The 19038-nt window shown below is 61.5% G+C and carries 11 protein-coding genes, 1 tRNA gene, 2 rRNA genes and 1 pseudogene (1 of these 15 cut by a window edge); 6 read left to right on the top strand and 9 right to left on the bottom strand.

What is annotated here, in order from left to right; all coding sequences use genetic code 11:
• Window positions 1-97: 97 nt before the first annotated feature.
• Window positions 98-397, top strand: coding sequence for a CtrA inhibitor SciP (sciP, locus tag B6S01_RS09355; RefSeq protein ID WP_037463004.1), 300 nt, complete (start codon window positions 98-100; stop codon window positions 395-397).
• Window positions 398-595: 198 nt separating this feature from the next.
• The gene (locus B6S01_RS09350) at window positions 596-850 is read left to right on the top strand and encodes a GlsB/YeaQ/YmgE family stress response membrane protein (RefSeq protein ID WP_037462974.1); all 255 of its coding nucleotides are present in this window, start codon (window positions 596-598) and stop codon (window positions 848-850) included.
• A gap of 69 nt (window positions 851-919) precedes the next feature.
• Here the strand turns inward: B6S01_RS09350 and B6S01_RS09345 are convergent, their stop codons facing one another.
• Complete coding sequence (locus tag B6S01_RS09345; RefSeq protein ID WP_037462975.1) at window positions 920-1168, bottom strand: GlsB/YeaQ/YmgE family stress response membrane protein; 249 nt, start codon at window positions 1166-1168, stop codon at window positions 920-922.
• Window positions 1169-1344: 176 nt separating this feature from the next.
• On the opposite strand from B6S01_RS09345, the gene B6S01_RS09340 reads away from it, so the two are divergent.
• The 3 genes from B6S01_RS09340 (at window position 1345) to B6S01_RS09330 (ending at window position 7035) form a co-directional block, all read left to right on the top strand.
• Entirely contained in the window at window positions 1345-2514 is a 1170-nt protein-coding gene (locus tag B6S01_RS09340) for an efflux RND transporter periplasmic adaptor subunit (RefSeq protein WP_037462977.1), read from the top strand.
• A gap of 24 nt (window positions 2515-2538) precedes the next feature.
• A complete protein-coding gene (locus B6S01_RS09335; RefSeq protein WP_037462978.1) occupies window positions 2539-5697 on the top strand; it encodes an efflux RND transporter permease subunit in 3159 nt (1052 codons plus the stop codon).
• 72 nt (window positions 5698-5769) lie between these two features.
• Window positions 5770-7035, top strand: a complete 1266-nt coding sequence (locus B6S01_RS09330) for a DUF445 domain-containing protein (protein WP_037462979.1) — start codon at window positions 5770-5772, stop codon at window positions 7033-7035.
• 225 nt (window positions 7036-7260) lie between these two features.
• Here the strand turns inward: B6S01_RS09330 and B6S01_RS09325 are convergent, their stop codons facing one another.
• The 4 genes and pseudogenes from B6S01_RS09325 to B6S01_RS09310 all read right to left on the bottom strand — a co-directional run bounded on the left by B6S01_RS09325 (window position 7261) and on the right by B6S01_RS09310 (window position 13740).
• The gene (locus B6S01_RS09325) at window positions 7261-8670 is read right to left on the bottom strand and encodes a purple acid phosphatase family protein (RefSeq protein ID WP_051908036.1); all 1410 of its coding nucleotides are present in this window, start codon (window positions 8668-8670) and stop codon (window positions 7261-7263) included.
• 10 nt (window positions 8671-8680) lie between these two features.
• Window positions 8681-11533, bottom strand: a complete 2853-nt coding sequence (locus tag B6S01_RS09320; RefSeq protein WP_051908038.1) for a TonB-dependent receptor — start codon at window positions 11531-11533, stop codon at window positions 8681-8683.
• Window positions 11534-11807: 274 nt separating this feature from the next.
• A pseudogene (locus tag B6S01_RS09315) lies at window positions 11808-12601 on the bottom strand (undecaprenyl-diphosphate phosphatase).
• Between the two features lie 107 nt (window positions 12602-12708).
• Window positions 12709-13740 (bottom strand): AI-2E family transporter, encoded by a 1032-nt coding sequence (locus B6S01_RS09310; protein ID WP_231567926.1) that lies wholly within the window; start codon window positions 13738-13740, stop codon window positions 12709-12711.
• Between the two features lie 422 nt (window positions 13741-14162).
• Here B6S01_RS09310 and B6S01_RS09300 point away from each other — a divergent pair, with 422 nt between their 5' ends.
• On the top strand, window positions 14163-14825 hold the full coding sequence (locus B6S01_RS09300; protein ID WP_037462983.1) for a DedA family protein: 663 nt from the start codon (window positions 14163-14165) through the stop codon (window positions 14823-14825).
• 96 nt (window positions 14826-14921) lie between these two features.
• Here B6S01_RS09300 and B6S01_RS09295 read toward each other — a convergent pair whose 3' ends face one another.
• The 4 genes from B6S01_RS09295 to B6S01_RS09280 form a co-directional block, all read right to left on the bottom strand.
• Window positions 14922-17186 carry a TonB-dependent receptor family protein gene (locus B6S01_RS09295; protein ID WP_081570352.1) on the bottom strand — a complete coding sequence of 755 codons (2265 nt, stop codon included), beginning with the start codon at window positions 17184-17186 and terminating at the stop codon, window positions 14922-14924.
• 495 nt (window positions 17187-17681) lie between these two features.
• Window positions 17682-17758: transfer RNA gene (locus tag B6S01_RS09290), tRNA-Met, on the bottom strand.
• Between the two features lie 129 nt (window positions 17759-17887).
• Window positions 17888-18002, bottom strand: a 5S ribosomal RNA gene (rrf, locus tag B6S01_RS09285).
• Between the two features lie 127 nt (window positions 18003-18129).
• A 23S ribosomal RNA gene (locus B6S01_RS09280) occupies window positions 18130-19038 on the bottom strand (it continues 1885 nt past the right edge of the window).

Here is a 19038-nt window from a genome sequence, read left to right as displayed (position 1 = left end):
CGTTTACCGTGGCGCTTTAGCCGATCTTCAGGGCTGACGCGCATAACGGTTGCCGCTGCTGAATTCGGCAAAGCCAGTGCCGCTTTTTGAGGTGAGAATGATAGAAAATCAAAAAATACGGCCTGCACAGGTCGTCGGGCCGCTCGGAGAACCCCTGACGCTGGAGAGCCTTCCTCCAGTGAATACGACCCGCTGGGTCGTACGCCGGAAGGCCGAAGTGGTCTCTGCCGTCAATGGCGGCCTGTTGACCGTGGACGAAGCCTGCGCGCGCTATTCGCTGACGCTGGAGGAATTTGCGGGCTGGCAGCGCGCGGTTGATCGTTCGGGCATGCATGGCCTGCGGGTCACCCGGATACAATATTACAAGTCGCTCTACGAACGTCAGCAGAAATACTGATCATCGCCTCCGGCTTCGCGCCGCAAGAGTGAAAAAGGGCCGCCGGATGTGCATCGGGCGGCCCTTTTCGTTTCCGCGCGCACCGCGATTCGCACCTAAATGTCAACCCGGAAACATTTTCGACGGAACGCTAAGTCGACTTCGCCGTTGAACAGAATAGCCAACCCGCTGGGGGCGCTGGTCCAAGGAGAGTGTGAAATGGGTATCATTCTGTGGCTTGTTGTGGGCGGTATCATCGGCTGGCTTGCCAGCATGGTCATGAGGACCGATGCGCAGCAGGGCATCCTTTTGAACATCGTCGTCGGCATTATAGGCGCCTTCATCGGCGGCCTGATTTTCAGCGGCGGTTCAATCAATGATGGCCTGACGCTTTACAGCTTCCTCGTTTCGCTGGTCGGCGCAATCGTGCTGCTTGCCATCGTCAATCTGGTCCGTCGCGGATCGGTCCGTTAAACCGACCCGCAAGCTCAGCTGGCGGGTATGAAGGGCTGCGTTTCGACGCGGCCCTTTTTTTTGCGCCGGTCAGCGCCGCTTGGCAAACCAGCGATATATGGCCAGAACCCCGATGGAACCCAGCACAGCCGCCAGAAAGCTCGCCTGCTCCCCCGGATCATAGACGCCAAGCAGGCGTCCGACATAGCCCGCGAGCAATGCGCCGGCGATCCCGAGAAGGATCGTGACCACGCAGCCTCCCGGATCACGGCCCGGCATCACCAACCGCGCGATTGCCCCCGCGAACAGGCCGACGATGATCCAACCAAGCAATTCCATCCTAGCCTCCCGCCCTTTGCGTCCTTCATAGCGCCATAGCCGCAAAGATTTGGCAAGGGACAGCCCGACCGCGATTGTTGCTGCGCAGTTGTGCAAAGTGTATGGAGGGTTGAGCCAGGTGCATTGTTTATATAACACAGTGCTCCAGTGGCAAGACGCCGAGCGATGGAACCGCAATGAACTACGAAACTCAGGTCGCCGGGGATGCCCCGGCGGGCATCTTTGGCGAAGAAGCGCAGCCCGCACGGCGGCGCCTGCTGGTCATCGGTGCGATCATCGCCATCATTCTCATCGGCATCGCCGCGTGGATCACCATGAATGGCAAAAGCCCGGAAATGGCGGCAGCGGCTCAAGAGGCGCCCGTAGTCACAGTAATCGTGCCCGGTCAGTCGGTTGTGCCGCGCACGATCAGCGGCAACGGTTCACTCGCTGCACGTGTGGAAATGCCGGTCGGCGTCGTTGGTGAAGGCGGGGAAGTCAGACAGGTGCTGGTTCAGCCTGGCGACTGGGTCAGCGCGGGCCAGGTGCTGGCGGTGATCGAGCGGTCCGTCCAGGCAGAGCAGATAAAATCCCTGGCGGCTCAGGTGGAAGTCAATCGGGCTGACGCCAAGCTGGCTCAGGCGCAGCTTGATCGCGCCCGCGCCCTCGTGCAGCGGGGGTTCATCAGCCAGGCGGATATAGACCAGCGCACGGCCACCCGTGATGCGGCGAATGCGCGCGTGAATGTCGCCGTGGCGCAGCTTGCCGAACAGCGCGCGAGAACGGGACGGCTGGATATCCGCGCACCGGCGGCGGGACTGGTCCTGACGCGCGAGGTCGAGCCGGGCCAGATAGTCGGGTCAAGCAGCGGCGTGCTGTTCCGCATGGCCAAGGGCGGCGAAATGGAGTTGTTGGCGCAGCTGAGCGAAGCTGATCTTGCAACCCTTCGGCCGGGCAACAGCGCGACAATAACGCCAGTGGGTGGCCAAGCGCAGTTTAGCGGGCGCGTGTGGCAGGTTTCTCCGGTGATCGATCCGCAAACGCGGCAGGGAATGGCGCGTATCGCGATCGCCTATGACCCCGCGATCCGTCCGGGCGGTTTTGCGTCCGCGACGATCGTCAGCGGCTCCGCGACCGCGCCGATGCTGCCGGAATCGGCGGTGCAGACCGATGCCAAGGGCCATTTTGTCTACGTCATCAACGGGCGTGACGAGGCTGAACGACGTGACGTCGAAGTCGGCCAGGTATCTGACAAGGGCGTGGCCGTAACGCGAGGCCTGAATGGCAATGAACGCATAGTGGCGTCGGCGGGCGCCTTCCTGCGCGCCGGGCAGAAGGTCCGGCCGCAACTGAAAAAGGCCGGGTAAAACCGCGCGGGCGAGGAAGCCGTCATGAGTTTTCGCAATATTTCGGCCTGGGCGATCCGTAATCCGGTATCCCCGCTCGTGCTGTTCGTCGCGCTGCTGATCGCTGGCATGGTCAGCTTCGGCCGCATGGACATCAATCAGCAGCCCGACATCAGCTTCCCGATCGCGCAGGTGATGGTGTCGCAGCCTGGCGCTGCGCCCCCCGAGCTTGAAACCCAGGTAACACAGCGGATCGAAGCCGCCGTCCGTGGGATCAGCGGTGTCGATGAGATTACCTCGACAGTCTCGGAAGGCCAGTCGATGACGATCGTGCAGTTCCAGATCGGAACGCCGATCGACCGCGGGGTCAATGACGTCAAGAATGCCGTCGATCAGATCCGCAGCGATCTGCCCGAAGGCATATTGGAGCCGCAGGTCACGCGGATGGACGCCGACGGACCTATCGCTTATTTCAGCGCCGAAGCGACCGACATGACGCTGGAGCAATTGTCCTGGTATGTGGACAATACGGTCGCCAAGCGGCTGCTGGCGGTGCCCGGCATGGCCGCGGTCAAGCGCGGCGGCGGGGTCACCCGAGAAATACGCGTCATTCTGGACCCAGCCAAGCTGCAGTCGCACGGCATAACCGCTGCGCAGGTCAATCAGCAACTGCAGCAGGTGAACCTGAACGCGGCAGGCGGCCGCACTGAAATCGCCGGAGCAGAGCAGGCGATCCGCGTACTCGGCAACGCTGAAGACGCCTATGCGCTGGGCCAGACCCAGATTGCCATCGTCGGCGGGCGCACGGTGAAGCTGGCCGACCTGGCGGACGTGCGTGACATGTATGCGGAGCAGCGGTCACTTTCGCTGATGAACGGCACCCAGGTGACGAGCTTCAGCTTGGAAAAGGCAAAGGGATCATCGGACGTCACCGTCTTCGACAACGCGCTCAAGGTGCTTGAGCAGTTGAAGAAGGAAAATCCGAAGATCCGCTACAAGCAGCTCTTCTCCAGCGTCGATTATACCAAGAGCCAATATCATACGGCGATGCAGGCGATGATCGAAGGCGCGGTGCTGGCCGTCGTCGTCGTTTTCCTGTTCCTGCGCGATTGGCGCGCGACGATCATCGCGGCGCTCGCCATCCCGCTGTCCGCGATCCCGACATTCTGGTTCATGGACATGATGGGCTTCACGCTCAACGTCACATCGCTACTGGCGCTGAGCCTGGTGGCGGGCGTGCTGGTAGATGACGCCATCGTGGAAATCGAAAATATCGTCCGTCACATGCGCATGGGCAAGACCGCCTATCAGGCGGCGATCGACGCCGCCGACGAAATCGGGCTTGCCGTGCTGGCAACGACGATGGCGATCGTCGCGGTGTTCCTGCCGGTCGCTCTCATGCCGGGCATTTCCGGACAATTCTTCATCCAGTTCGGCATGACGGTGGTCGTAGCCGTACTGCTCAGCCTTGCCGTCGCCCGACTGATCACGCCCATGGTCGCCGCCTATTTCCTCAAGGCGCATGGCGCGGAAAGCCATGGCGAGGGTTGGATGATGGACATATATATGCGTGTCCTGCGCTGGTCGCTGGACGAACGCCGCGCCAACGCCCATCGGGCGCGCACAGGTCGGCGGTTTACCGCCTCGCTGCGTGATCACCGTATCTGGACCGTCGGGATTGGCGGGCTTGCCTTCGCCACGACTCTGGTCGCCTTCGCCACCTTGCCGATGGCGTTCCAGCCGTCGATGGACACGGACTTCAGCCAGGTAAAAATTGAAACCGTGCCGGGCAGCACGCTGGAGCAGACCACCGACGTCGCCAGGCGTGTTGCGGACATGCTGGCAGCCGACGAGGCCTATGTCGATGCGGCCTTTGCCGACATCGAGCCGACCAGCGCCAACATTTATCTGACATTAAGAAAGGACAGGCCTTCCTCTTCTGTCGAATGGGAGCGCGCTGTCGCGCCGAAATTCCAGCAGATTGCCGATGCGCGCGTAAACTTCCAGTCGCAGGCAGGGGGCGGCTTTGGCCGCGACGTTACCATCATGCTGGGCAGCGATGATGCGGACCTGCTGGACCAGACCGCCAACAAGCTTGTCGCGGAAATGTCTGGCGTGAAGGAAATACGAGCGCCCCGCGTGCAGGGCGACATGAACCGGCCGGAAATCATCATCAAGCCGCGCTTCGACCTGGCCGCCAGCCTGGGCGTGACCACCGCGGCGCTCAGCCAGGCGATCCGGGTCGCGACGATCGGCGACATAGACCAGAATACCGCCAAATTCTCGCTATCCGACCGGCAGATACCCATCCGCGTGGCGGTTGCCGAAAACAGCCGTCGCGACATCGCGACGATCGAGAATATGCCTGTGCCCACCGTCAGCGGCGGTTCCGTGCCGCTGAAGGTGGTCGCCGACGTCACATTCGGCGCCGGACCCACTCAAATCCGCCGCTATAACCAGATCCGGCGCATCGTCGTCGATGCGGATTTCGCGCCCGGCATCGTCAGCAGCCAGGCGACGGGGAAAATCAACGCCTTGCCAACGATGAGGGCGATTAACGAAGGCCGCATTCCCGGCCTTGAAAAAATCAACACCGGCGAGTCCAAATGGCAGGCGGAGATGGTGGGGAATTTCCTCACCGCCGTGATTTCAGGCATCATGCTGGTGCTGGCGGTGCTGACGCTGCTCTACAAGCGGTTGATGCCGCCCTTCATCAATCTGGGATCGTTGCTGCTGGCGCCGCTGGGCGGAGCGATCGCGCTGCACCTTACCGGCAATCCGATTTCCATGCCGGTGCTGATCGGCCTGTTGATGTTGCTTGGGATCGTTGCGAAAAATTCGATCCTGGTGATCGATTTCGCCCTGGAGGAAGTACAGAAGGGCGTGCCGCGTTTGGAGGCGATCGTCGATGCAGGGCACAAGCGCGCGCAGCCCATCGTGATGACGACCGTCGCCATGGTCGCGGGCATGGTGCCGACGGCATTGTCGCTGGGCGGCGACAGCGCCTGGCGCGCGCCGATGGGCATCACGGTGATCGGCGGCCTGCTGCTGTCCACCCTGCTGACGCTGGTGATCGTGCCTGCCACGTTCAGCCTGGCGCTGGAGATCGAGGAATGGGCAGGGCCCCGCCTGAGACGCCGGTTGCTGACCTACAAGCCAGGGGACGACACAAAGCATGAGGGAATCACACAACCGGCGGAATAATGAGTTGGACCGGCGAAGGGGCGGTGGAAGCGCTTGTCTGAACGAAACGGCGGCGTAACCGTTGGTCGGACGATGAAGATGCTTCCCGTTCCTGTTCCCGCCGCCGACGCGCCGGTCCGATCCCCCCGAGACATGCGGCTGATGGCGACGGGCATGCTGATCGCCATGGCGATGCTTTTTCTGATAGCGCGGGCGACGGCCCACCATCATCCCGCCATCGGATTCGTCCAAGCCTTTGCCGAGGCGGCGATGGTGGGCGGGCTGGCCGACTGGTTCGCCGTCACCGCGCTGTTCCGCCACCCCCTGGGCCTGCCCATCCCGCACACGGCGATCATTCCCCGGAACAAGGACCGGATCGGCGCCACGCTGGCCCTGTTCCTGCGCGACAATTTCCTGACCCCCGCGGTGGTCGCGCGGCGAATGCAAAAGCTGGACGTCGCGGCGGCCGCCGGGCGCTTCCTGGCGAGCCCCTCTGGCGGCGACGGACGCCTGCGGGAAGGCGCGTCCCGGCTGGCGGCGGACATGCTGGAGGCGCTGGACCAAGAGCGGCTGGGCGGCATGGTGAAAGGCGCGATTGCCCAAAGGCTGCGGGGCATGAACCTCGCCCCGCTACTGGGGCAGGCGATCGAGGCGGCGATGCGCGATGGTCGGCATGCGCCGGTGATGGACGGCATCATCCATTGGGCGGATCGCACGCTGGAGGCCAATGACCATCTGATCCGCCAGATGGTCCACGAGAGGGCGGGCAAGATCCTGCGCTGGACCGGCCTTGATGAAAATCTGTCCAACGCGATCATCGACGGCCTGCGCCGGATGCTGGCGGAAATGGCCGCCGATCCGGGGCACAGCCTGCGCCTGAAGGCGGAAGAGGGCATGGCGAAGCTGGCCAACGATCTTCAATTCGATCCGGCCATGCAGGAGCGCGTGGCGCGCATTCGGGACGAGATCGTCGATAATCCCGCCATGCAGCGATGGATCGATGGCCTATGGGAACAGGCGCGATCCGGGCTGCTGCGCGCGGTACGCGATCCGGGCAAGGCGATGGCGGGACGGCTGGGCGAAGCGCTGCAACAACTGGGCGGGACGTTGCAGGAAAGCCCCCGCCTGCGATTGCTGGTCAACCGGTTCGTGCGACGCGCGGCGGTGGGCGCGACGGCAAGCTATGGCGATTCGATCGTCAAGCTGGTGAGCGAAACCGTGCGCGGATGGGATGCAGGAACTGTCACCAGCCGCCTGGAAAACGCCGTGGGACGCGATCTTCAATATATACGCATCAACGGAACGCTGGTCGGCGGACTGGTGGGACTGGCAATTCATGCGATCGACATGCTGTTTTGAAGACTTGTGTTCGGGGGAATTGAAAGGGCGGCGCGGCCCTCAGAGTCTTTCTGACTTAATTGAGGCATAACCGAGCGACGGTTCAGCGCTATCGCCCGGATCCGCGAGCGCGAGGTCAGGCTCCTCGGCCGTCGGATCCTCCATATCGAACATGGCGCCGATCAGGATGCGCTGTGCCTCATCCGGTTGCCCGTTCCGTCGTGGGGGCAGGACGTTCCTACCGCTTCACTTTTCGCGAGCCGAGCATGGCAGGTCGTCAGGGCCGAGCGTTCCGGTGCATCGCCGAACCGCGCCTTGCGCCTCGGGGATTTCGATAAGCTTCTTGGCGTCGCCCTCGCGCACGAGATCGAATCCATCGTAGAGCCTGCCGCTGGCGGTGTAGGTCCGAAACAGCAGCCGATCGGCCTCGACGCGAACGGCCTGATACAGCTCGGTGTCCTCCGCGACACGGTCGGGCTGCGTCGCTGCGCGATCGTTTAGGGCGTACATTTTGGAACCGGTGACCGAAACCAGATAGACCGGACCTTGAGGCGCGCCCGCCGCGCGCGCTTTGGCCGAGACGGTTTTGCCACCTTCGGCGGTCAGCCTGCTGTAGCAATGGTCGTGGCCCTGCAGCACCAGATCGACGCCGTGCGCCTCAAAAACGGGCTTCCACGCCGCCTTCAGCTTTTCTGTGTCCGATGGACGGGCGCAGGTGAAAATGGGCTGGTGAAAGGCGACCACGTTCCATTTCGCCTTGCTTGCCGCCAGCGTTGCATCGAGCCAGCGCGTCTGGCTGTCGATCGTCCCAAGGTCCAACGCCGACGTACCGTCCAGCACGATGAAGCGCACGCCCTGGAAATCCACATAATAGGTCGTGGCCTTGACGCCCTCTGCACCATTTCCGGGAAGCGCGAACTGCCGCGTCCAATGCGGGCCCAGTTCATAATGTTCCTGTCCGTCGGGGCCGGGCTTGTCGATATATTCATGATTGCCCGTCGCGGGCACCTGCGGCACGATGCTGTAGTTGTAGCCGCCAGCCTGGGTCCATTCGCCCCATTCGTCGTCATGCACCTTGTCGTCGCGCTGGGCGACCAGATCGCCGGCATGGACGACGAGAGCGGGTGAAGCCGTTGCGTGGAACGCCTGCCTGATGACGCGGGAGGCGATTGACAGGATGTTGTTCTGCGTGTCGCCGAAATAGAGGAAGGTGAAGGGCTTGAACCCCGCCGCGGCGGTGCGGAACTGAAGCCATTCGCTCCAGCCCGCCGTTCCCCGCACCCTGTAGACATAGGCAGTGTCTGGCTTGAGCCCGGTGAAGCGGGCCTGATGATAACGCGCCTGGCTATTCTGCGTGATGATCGCCGAGCTTGTGCCTGTGACGAGTTTGGCTCGCGCTTCTAGGCTGGGCCCGTCGATTGCGGGAGCGATCTGGGCTTCGGCCGCAGCCTGGTCGCTGTCGGTCCGCCAGGTGACCGCCATCTCGCTGACCGGATCGGCTCCCGGCGTCAACACGATACGGTCGGGCAAATTGCGCGCCGCATAGGGCTGGCCGGGCGAATGCGGCACGGGCTGCGCCGCAAGAGGGGCGGCGCAGACAGCGCCACCCATGAGGATGGCGCTGACTGTCGTACGAAGCGATGCGAAACCTGTCATCGCAACTTCCTTAAAAGTTTGCCCGAACACCGAATTTGGCGGTGTAGCCGTATTTTTCATATTGGAGCAGTTGGCGTCCATTTCCGGTGCCGCGCTGAAACGCGACATATTTCGCATTGTTGATGTTCACGAACTCGCCGAAGATCGTGACATTGGGCAGGACGCGGAACTTGGCGCTCGCGTCGAGCTGGAAGTGATTGCGGACATAGCGGTCTTCCTCCGCGCTGCCTGCCAGCTCGTCGAGATACTCATCGCGATAGGTGCCAGCGAAGCGGATGCTGAGCGGCCCCTTCTCATAGCCGAGCACGACGTTGAACGTGTGCCGTGCCGCGTTGAGCAACGGGATGTCGCGGAAGCCGTCCTCGGTGGGCACCTGACCGTCGGCATCGGTGAACGTATAGTTGAGGTTGGCCAGCAGGCCGTCGAACGGCGCGGGGAGCATGCGGAAGCTTTGCGCATAGGCCAGTTCCAGACCCTTGATCTCAGCGTCACCAGAGTTGAAGCGGATCGTCGCTTCGTCATAGGTGAAGCCGTTCAGCGCGTAGTCCTCGATTTCCTGTTCGACGATATAGTCCTTCAGCTTCTTGTAGAAGAAGCCGCCCTGAAGGACGCTCGACGGTGCGAAATACCATTCGGCGCCAGCGTCGATATTCCATGCGCGATAAGGCTTGAGATTGGGATTGCCGACATCCACCGAAGAATCGTCGCCGTCGCGCTCGGCCTGAACGCGCGGGGCGAGCTGGCCAATACCCGGTCGGACAAGGCTCTTGAACGCGCCGAGGCGCAAGATGAGCTTGTCGGTCGCCTCATAGCGGACGAGCGCGCTTGGCAGCCAGTCGGTGTAGCTGCGCTTGATCCGGTTGGGCGTGACGCTGACGGTATCTTCGTCAAGCTCTTCGCCATCGACTTCAGTGCCTTCGGTCAGCAGCGTGACGAAATTGCCCTGCAGGTCATTCCTGGTCCGCTCGACGCGGACGCCGCCGATGACCCGCAGCGGTCCGGCGTCGTAGCGGCCCATCAGATAGCCCGAATAGACATCCTCGCCTACGCGATAATCCGCGATGCTCGATTCGATCGCCGTGTCGATGGCATTCAGCTCGAAGTCATTGAAATTGTCTCTGAAGAAACCGCGCACGCCGCGCTTCTTCACAACCGGTCCCAGTTCGGCGAGGCGATAGGTCTGTGTGCCAAGCGCGTCATTCAGTGTGAAATCGCCGCCGAAGCCGTCGAAAACGTCCAGCGTCAGATCGTAGTTCTTCTGACGCAGCCGCGCCTTGCCTCCGCCCTGAACGGTGAATGTGCCCTGGTCCAGCGGAATGGCGTAGGCGATGTCGCCGCGGAAATTCCACTCGCGATCGATCGAACGGCTTAACGTGGTGCGCTCAAGCTTGTCGAATTCATATTGCGACGGATCGTTGAAGTCCGCGGCGCTCGGCCCGGAAATGGCGTAGAGCGGAATCTTGTAATCGGAATAGTCGAAATCGACGGTCAGGTCGTCGCCCTCGATCGCTTCAAAATCGCGACGGAACACGACGGGATCGATCGATCCGTTCTCAATCTCCTCGGCGCGCGACCAGGCGGCGGAATATTTGAAGGTCCAGGGCCCGCTCTCGGTTACGCCACCGATCTGGTACGACTGGATCTTCTGCACTTCGAACCGGTCCTTGAGGTCGCGTTCGACGCGGATGCGCGATTCGTCTTCGTCGTCGCCCGGCACGCCGCTGTTGAGGCTGAATGACGTGCCATTGGCCGAGGCAAGATTGGCATCGCCGAGGTCGAAGACCAGGCGGCGACGGTCTTCCTGGTCAGAGAAACGGTTGTAGATGCCCTTGGCATAGAGCTTGGTCGACGGGGCCGGTCGCCAGTCGAGTGACAAGGAGCCGCCGGTGCGCAGGCGGCGCACGTCATAGTCGCGATATTCGAGGCTCTCGGCATAGCCCTCGTCGGTATAGTCTTCCGCTTCGATATTGTCGGTCTCGAACCGACGCTTGTAGTAGGAAGCGCCCCCGGCAATGCCGAAATTGTCGGTGAGGCGCGTTGAGAAGTCGAAGCTGCCCTTTGGTGTGACCGCGTCGGCATAATGGTTGTACGAGCCTTCGATCGACGCGGCGAGAAGATCCTTGCGCCGATCAAAGGCGCTGGTCGTGTTGATTTCGACCGAGGCGCCGATCGTGTCGCCGTCCATGTCGGGCGTCAGCGATTTCTTGATCTCGATCGATTCGATCAATTCAGAAGCGACTACGTCAAGCGCCACCGAGCGTGTGTCCGCTTCGGGAGCCGGGACGCGCACGCCGTTGAGCGAAGCAGCGTTGAGCGAGGGATCGAGGCCGCGCACGGCGATGAAGCGGCCTTCGCCCTGGTCGTTGAGGACGTTGACGCCCGGTGCGCGGCGCAGCGCCTCGGCGACATTCTGGTCGGGAAACTGGCCGACCGCGTCGCGGGTGAGCACATTTTCCACGCCGTCGGCAGCGCGCTGGCGCGACAGCGAACTGGCCAGACTGGCCTGTTGACCGATCACCAGGATGGTGCCGCCGTCGCTGCCGAGCAGGATGACTTTGTTGATGTCTCCTGTCTGGGACACCGTGATCGTCTCGCGATAGTCGGGCACCCCGCTATAATGCGCGCGCAATGTGTAGGTGCCTGCCGGGACGTCGGTGAAGCGATAGCTGCCGTCGCCCTGGGCTTCGACCTTGCGGCCAAGTTCGACAATGGTGACCTCGGCGCCTTCAAGCGCCCGCGTGCCGGTGCCGTCGGTCACCACGCCGCGCACCGTGCCCGCGAAAGCATGGCTCGAAAGCATTGTCGCCGCCAGCAGAGCGGAAACGACTGAAAGATTATGACGAATGCCCCGTCTCAAACGCATGATTAGCCCCCTGATGAGATTCTCGCCTTAAATGCGAGTTGGCAGGGGCACTGGCAGCAATGCTTTGCATTTTGAGGATGTTTCCATTGCAACGGCGCGACATTAAAATGACTGTCCAGTTGCAGTGTTCGGAACTCTGTATCTCACGCTACGCGCTTGATCGACATTTTCTGTAGGCAATTGAGGGCGATGGTCAGCTATTCCTCTGCGTCGCCAGGGGTGATGTCCATTGGTCTGGCATACAGACCCGGCGTGCCATTTATGAGTTCACGCCCTAGAAAAAGGCGAGCAGGACGGCGCCCAGTCCGACCCGATACAGTACGAAGACGATCATCGACTTTGTCCGCAGAAACCGCATCAGGCCGGCCATCGTGATGAAGGCGGCGACGAAGGTCATTACGCCAGCGACGAAAGCATCCCATTGCATCTCGCGCGTCGCCTCGGCGAGGTCGAGACCTGCGAGAAGTCCTGCTCCCGCAACCGCCGGGATCGACAATAGAAAGGAGAAGCGCGCCGCTTCGGCGCGGTGGAAGCCCAGCACCCGCGCCGCCGTCATGGTCACGCCGGAACGGCTCGTACCCGGAATGAGAGCCAGCGCTTGGGCGAGCCCGACGATGATGGCGTCCTTCAGGCGCATGTCCTCGTAGCGGCGTTCCTGCCCCCCCACCGATCCGCTGCGCCGAGCAAAAGCCCGTAGAAGATCAGGTTGAAGGCCACGAGATCGGTCGAACGGAACTGGTCGAGAAAGCCGCCGGTCTTGAGAAACAGGCCGAGCAGGACCGCCGGGATCGTGCCGATGACAATCCAGATGAATAGGCGCCTTTGCTCGTCGGCGCGCCCCACTCCGACGGTGGCCAACCCACCTTGCGCCAGACCTCGCACATCGCGGAAGAAATAAATGATGATGGCAAGCAGCGAGCCGACATGGACCGCGACGTCGATCAATGGACCCTGATCCGGGAAGTCGGTGAAATGCGGGATAAGGATCAGGTGCCCGGATGAGGAGATCGGGAGAAACTCGGTGATGCCCTGAACGATGGCGATGAGCAGTTGCTGGAAGAAGGTCATGGGTCGATCAGGATCCCTGTTGTATCGAATTTAAAATGTCTGGCTGTATCAAGCGACGGGGCGTGTGCGCCATTGTCCAAAGTCGCGCGGAGGCCCGCTGCGCTGGCTCAATCCTCTCCTGCTACCTTGATCGGCTTCCCCAGGATGGATCGCACGTACACACGCTGGATCAGGACATAGACGACTATCGTCAACGGCGCCGCGAGCAGCACTCCGATGAAACCGAACAGCAGGCCGGCGGCAAATACCGCGAACAGCAGCACAGCTGGCGGGACATCCACCGCGTGCTTCTGAATCATCGGTTGCAGGAAATTACCCTGCAGCTGCTGGATGACGAGGAACAGGAGCAGCGTCCATAGCGCCGTCATTGGCGATACGGTGAAGGCAAGGAGGACGGCGGGAACGCCCGCAATAACCGGACCGACCATCGGAATGATATCCAGCAGGCCAGCGATAACGCCAAGCCCGCCCGCCGCGGGCACGCCGAGCAGCGCAAGCCCTGCCCAGGTCAGCCCGGCGACGACCAGTGACGAGACTGCCTGACCAACCATCCACCCGCGTAGCCCGACCGAAGCATCATCGAGCGCCAGGGCGGCAATTTTTTCCGCTCTGGCAGGGATAAGGAGAAGCAGTCCCCTGCGATAGGTCGCAGGGTCGCCTGCAAGGAAGATCGCAGCGACAAGCACAAGGACGAAGTCGGCCAGGCCACTACCGGCGGCCATTGCATAGCCACCCGCCTGCGACGCGAGACGGGAGATGTCGTCACCGCCGATTTCGGCCAACTTCCGCACCCGTTCGCCCATTCCGTAACGGTCGAGGAAGCCTTCGACCGATTGAACGGCGCGCGGAACCGTCTCGCGAATCGTGTCGAATTCGCGTGCGAGCTGCGAGCCAAACAGCGCGAATGCGCCGATGAAGAGCGCAAGCATGCCAATCACCGATAGCGCAAGGGCAACCGGACGCTTCATCCTGGTCATGCGGCAAAGCCAGGAGGCGATCGCGTCGAAGACTGCCGCGATCACGACTGCTGCAAAAACGAGCATCAGGAAGCGGGTCAGCTCGATCGCAAGCCACGCCATGCCCACGATAGCCACGACGATCAAGGTGGCGATGGCTATCCGTCCCTGATCAAATTGCATAGGCTGCGGAGTTATCTCGCGCCGTCGTTCTGCTGCGGATGCTTCGCCAAAATTATTATCGCTCATACAGCGCTTGTATCGCGGATGGACTGCCGCGCAACCTCTGCCGGCGTATCAGCTCGCTTGTGAAATGCATTGCATGGGCACGCCGCCGCCGGCGCGGTCAGCGATGCAAAGTCTTTCTGGAGCGCGCCGCGAAAGTGTCTGCTGACGTTTGCCGGCATGCCCGAGGAGAGCGATATGAAAAGCTGGAGCGAAGGCGGCGGCTTCTTCGCCGGTTTAGGAACTGATAGCCTGAACCTGCCGACGGTCGGCGGCGTGAGCCGTGCCCAAGGCAGGATGATCCGCAACGCGCCATGATGCGTCCCTGGCCATCGCCCGGTAATCTAGGCGGGCGATGACGCACCGCTTTGGGAGGACCAATGGAAGAACTGATCGCACGCGCCACCGAAATCATTTCGGAGCACGGCGCCTGGGCAGGTCCCATCGTTGGCATCCTTGCGTTCGGTGAGTCGCTCGCGGTCATCGGCCTTTTCATTCCGGCGACCGCCTTGATGATCGCGGTGGGCGGGCTGCTCGGCGCGGGGTCGATCGATCCCGTGCCGGTACTCGCCTGCGCTGCATTCGGCGCGATATTGGGAGACTGGGTTTCGTACAGGATCGGGCGCAGGATCGGGCCGTCCATATACCGCCGCTGGCCGCTCAATCGCCATCGGTCGATGGTCGCCCGCGCGCGGCTATTCTTCCGTCGCTATGGCTTCGTCTCGATCTTCCTCGGCCGTTTTCTCGGACCGATCAGGGCCACGATCCCGCTGGTCGCGGGCGTCATGGAAATGGACCAGCGTCGCTTCCAGCTGGCCAATGTCACTTCGGCGCTTCTCTGGGTGCCGGTGATATTCGCGCCGGGATATTTCGCGGTGAAGAGCATGGGATCGGTCGAACACATTACCGAAGCGCACCTGCTGGGCATCGGCGCCATCGTCGCCGTCCTCACGATCGCAGCTACGGCGATTGCTGCGCGACTGCTGGGACGGGTCGATCGCAAGCGGGGCGCCGGGCGCCTCAGCCCTGCAAGCCTGGACTGACGATCACTGGCAACCCCGGACTGCCATGCGCTTCCGTTCCCTGGCCCCCTTTTGCAAGGGGGCCTCGGTTCCACCCCAGATTTCCGCTCAGCCCGATCAGAACCGGGCGCGAACGCCTCCAAGCGCAAGGCGCGGTGCGCCGGGACGCGCGCCCGCCGGAGAGAAGGCCGCATTGTAGGTGACGTCGAAGAGATTCTGCACCGACCCGAACAGCGACACATTGGGAAGCAGATCAATTTCAGCCGACAGGTCGACAAGCACACGATCATCGATCCGGTCGGAGAGGATGATCGGCCCCTGACCTGCCGTGGCGCGCGCCTTGTCGACCCAATTGAGCGTTGCGTTCAGTCGCGCGGATTTCAGCGCCAACCCCGCATTCACCGTCATTTGATGGCGCGGCAGATAGGGCAGCCGATCACCCACCGCTACGTTGCCCCAGGGCTCATAGCCGCTGGCAAAGCTGGTTTTGAACCGGGCGTCGGTAAAGGTGTAGGCAAACGACACCGGAACCTCGAAGCCGTCGTTCGCGATGCTGCCGAGCGTGCGGCCAGCCGACATTTCGACACCCTTGATGTCCACCTTGCCGCCTTCGAACTGATCGCCGATGTTGCAGTTGCCGCCGGTGGAAGCCGTGCAAGTACCGACCAGCTTCGCATAATCGTTGAAGAAGCCGATGATCTCGGCGCGCCAGCCATTGCTGCCGAGCTTCAATCCCGCTTCATAGTTCCATGAGGTTTCAGGATCGACGGTCGACCCAGGGCCCGGGCTGGCGAAGCCCCGGTGAACGCCCGCCACGATGCGAACCGCGTCGGCGACGCGCCAGGTCGCCGAAATGCCTGGAATGAATATGTCGATGTTTGACTTCGCGACGGTGGTTAGCCCCGACCTGTCGGGATCAGTTGTCGCCCAGCGCGTTTGCCGCAGATCAATCGTCTCGTAGCGCAGGCCGGGCACGAGCGTGAGATTGCCGGCCTCGATCGTGTCGCGAATGAAGAAGGCCCAGGCCTTGGCATCGCCAATACGATTGTCCTGGCTGCCCGGCGCGCCCGCCGATGTCAGGACCATGCGGCCATCGACCATCTGATAACGGTCGTCCTGCTGGAACCGGTCTTCGTCATCCTCATGATAGCGTGCGGAAAGTTCGAGTGTGTGGCCGATCCCGCCGGTTCTGAAGCCAGCGGTCAGCACGCTCTGCACGCCCGTCGCCAGATAGACGCGGTTGTTGTTACGCACGCGCAGCGCGCCCGCGCGTCCGGTGAACCCGTCCGCGCCGACCAGGTCGGCCATCTGCAGGGGGTTGGCAGCCGGATTGTCCAGCACGCTGTTGATGGGGGTCCAGCCGGTGTTGGCGGTGTCGCGCACATCGTTGAGCTTGTACCAGGCGCGCGCGGTATCGGTGCGGTAGGCGACGGTCGTCAGGTTCACATTGGGCGATATGTCGAAGCGATGGCTAAGCTGATAGGTCTTGTGCTTCGCATTCATCACATCGAGCTGGCTACCATTGTAGCGCCGGTTCGGCGAAGCCGCGAAATCGGCGAGCGTCAGGCCAAGATAGGTCTCGTTGCTGGTTTCGTCATAATTTTGGTACTTGAATTCGAGCGCGTGCCGGCCATCGGTCGAGCGCAGCCCCAGTTTCACTGTCCAGTCCGTAATCTCGAAGCCGGTGTCACCGCCAACGTCGAGCTTCTTGAAACCGCCCGAATGTTCATACAGCCCTTCGGCAAGCGCACCGATTTCAAGCCCGCCGCCCAGTGGCGTCCAGCCCCCGGCCCAGCCATGCGCACGCCGGCCGTCATGATTACCCGCAAGGAGTTCGGCCTTGCCGGCGAGCGTTCCAGCATCGACATCCGGGATCGGCGTAGAGAAGAGATTGAGCGCACCCCCGACGGTCATCGGGCCATATTTGATCGCCGCCGGACCTTTCGCAACTTCGACGCCAGCGATGCGCGCGACACGCGGGAAATAATAGGCGGCCGGCGCCGAATAGGGCGCGGGCGCGATCAGGATGCCGTCTTCCATAACGGCAATACGTGAGTTCCGGTCAGTACCGGACCCGCGGATGCCGATATTGGGGCGGAGGCCAAAGCCGTCCTCCTCCTGAAGGTAGACGCCCGGCACCTGCCTGAGGATCCGGTTGACGTCATTATATGAAAAGCGTTCGAGGTCAGCGGTATCGAGGCGCTGGATCGAGCCGCCGATGTCGAGGGTGTCGGCCTTGGTCGCCGTGACGACAATGCCGTCGATGACCCGACCCGAATCGGGTGCTGCTTCTTCCGCTGTTTCAGCCAAGGCCGGATAGGCCCAAAGAGTGGCGCCAACCACCAATGCACGCCAACTCGCACCCATGCCCCTCACAATCACAGAAACCCCCTTCCGACATTGATTGCGCGCAAGTAATGAAAATTAGAACGATTTGCAATAGCGATATTCTGCCATCATATCCTGCCGCAGGCTCATCACGCGCTGGCGAGGCCCAGCGCCGGTTCGGGGTAAGAACATGTTGAAAATCATCTGGTGAATAGCCCAGAGGGCGGGCATCGTATAAATAGCTGTTCGATCCGTCGAGCCTGCGCTCGTCTTGCACGAGCGAGATCTTCCTGAAAGCGCGCCAGCTACCCAACTGCGCAGCCATGATGATTGGCCAAAGAGCCACGTTGGCCGCTGCCGAGCGCCAGGCTGCGCCAATTGACCACGCGGGCTTACGCGCGCGTCCGTCCCCGCAAATGCGCTATTCGACGCGCTATTTCCGGCCTAAATGCTTCCAATATGTTTTGGGGAGTAATTTCGGCATGAAAGCCATGATAACAAAAACCCCATCAAATCGTTGATTTGATGGGGGTGATTTTCATTTGATATTGGTTGCGGGAGCAGGATTTGAACCTGCGACCTTCAGGTTATGAGCCTGACGAGCTACCGGGCTGCTCCATCCCGCGTCACCGATATTATGCTTTGAGGGATCGGTTGTGACCGGTTTTCCCTTGAAGCGCAAAAGGGCGGCTTTATGGGCCGCCCTTTTTTTGAGATGTGGATGGGTTTTGTTGTTTCAAAGCGCAAGCTTCAATGCCTGGCGACGCCCTACTCTTCCGGGGCTTGAGCCACAGTACCATCGGCGCAGACTGGTTTCACGGCCGAGTTCGGGATGGGATCGGGTGGGTCACAGACGCTATGGTCACCAAGCAATGAAGCTTGCGCTTTGGGTTGTTAATCGATGCCGTGCACGCATGTTTGTTATGTATCTGGCTTGAGGTGATCACCACGTTCGATGACTGACGCTGTATCCAGCATTGTCATTGATGGTGGGACTCTCAGGCGCGATCAGAGCAATTAGGACCGGTTAGCTCCATATGTTACCACACTTCTACATCCGGCCTATCAAGGTCGTGGTCTACGACCGCTCGAAGAAATCTTATCTTGAGGGAGGCTTCCCGCTTAGATGCTTTCAGCGGTTATCCCGTCCATACATAGCTACCCTGCTGCGCCCTTGGCAGGACGACAGGTACACCAGAGGTATGTTCAACCCGGTCCTCTCGTACTAGGGTCAACTCCTCTCAAATTTCGACGCCCACGGCAGATAGGGACCAAACTGTCTCGCGACGTTCTGAACCCAGCTCACGTACCACTTTAATTGGCGAACAGCCAAACCCTTGGGACCTGCTCCAGCCCCAGGATGTGATGAGCCGACATCGAGGTGCCAAACGATTCCGTCGATATGAGCTCTTGGGAATCATCAGCCTGTTATCCCCGGCGTACCTTTTATCCGTTGAGCGATGGCCCTTCCACGAGGGACCACCGGATCACTATGACCGACTTTCGTCTCTGCTCGACTTGTCAGTCTCGCAGTCAGGCGGGCTTATGCCATTGCACTCTAACAGACGGTTTCCAACCGTCCTGAGCCCACCATCGCGCGCCTCCGTTACTCTTTAGGAGGCGACCGCCCCAGTCAAACTACCCGCCACAGAGGGTCCCTGCACCGGATAACGGTGCGAGGTTAGACATCAGAAAACAACAGGGTGGTATTTCACCTATGGCTCCACGACAACTGGCGTCATCGCTTCAAAGCCTCCCACCTATGCTACACAGTTCTTTCCTAATGCCACTCTGAAGCTGCAGTAAAGGTGCACGGGGTCTTTCCGTCTAACCGCGGGTACTCCGCATCTTCACGGAGAATTCAATTTCGCTGAGCATATCCTGGAGACAGTGGGGAAGTCGTTAC

The organism is Sphingobium herbicidovorans (genome assembly GCF_002080435.1).
GTDB classification, from domain to species: domain Bacteria; phylum Pseudomonadota; class Alphaproteobacteria; order Sphingomonadales; family Sphingomonadaceae; genus Sphingobium; species Sphingobium herbicidovorans.
This window is presented reverse-complemented; position numbering and strand designations above follow the sequence as displayed.

Coding starts and splice junctions, on each gene's coding strand:
- B6S01_RS09350 (WP_037462974.1), top strand. CDS start 596: ATGGGTATCATTCTGTGGCTTGTTGTGGGCGGTATCATCGGCTGGCTT.
- B6S01_RS09325 (WP_051908036.1), bottom strand. CDS start 8,670: ATGACAGGTTTCGCATCGCTTCGTACGACAGTCAGCGCCATCCTCATG.
- B6S01_RS09345 (WP_037462975.1), bottom strand. CDS start 1,168: ATGGAATTGCTTGGTTGGATCATCGTCGGCCTGTTCGCGGGGGCAATC.
- B6S01_RS09340 (WP_037462977.1), top strand. CDS start 1,345: ATGAACTACGAAACTCAGGTCGCCGGGGATGCCCCGGCGGGCATCTTT.
- sciP (WP_037463004.1), top strand. CDS start 98: ATGATAGAAAATCAAAAAATACGGCCTGCACAGGTCGTCGGGCCGCTC.
- B6S01_RS09330 (WP_037462979.1), top strand. CDS start 5,770: ATGAAGATGCTTCCCGTTCCTGTTCCCGCCGCCGACGCGCCGGTCCGA.
- B6S01_RS09310 (WP_231567926.1), bottom strand. CDS start 13,740: ATGCAATTTGATCAGGGACGGATAGCCATCGCCACCTTGATCGTCGTG.
- B6S01_RS09335 (WP_037462978.1), top strand. CDS start 2,539: ATGAGTTTTCGCAATATTTCGGCCTGGGCGATCCGTAATCCGGTATCC.
- B6S01_RS09320 (WP_051908038.1), bottom strand. CDS start 11,533: ATGCGTTTGAGACGGGGCATTCGTCATAATCTTTCAGTCGTTTCCGCT.
- B6S01_RS09300 (WP_037462983.1), top strand. CDS start 14,163: ATGGAAGAACTGATCGCACGCGCCACCGAAATCATTTCGGAGCACGGC.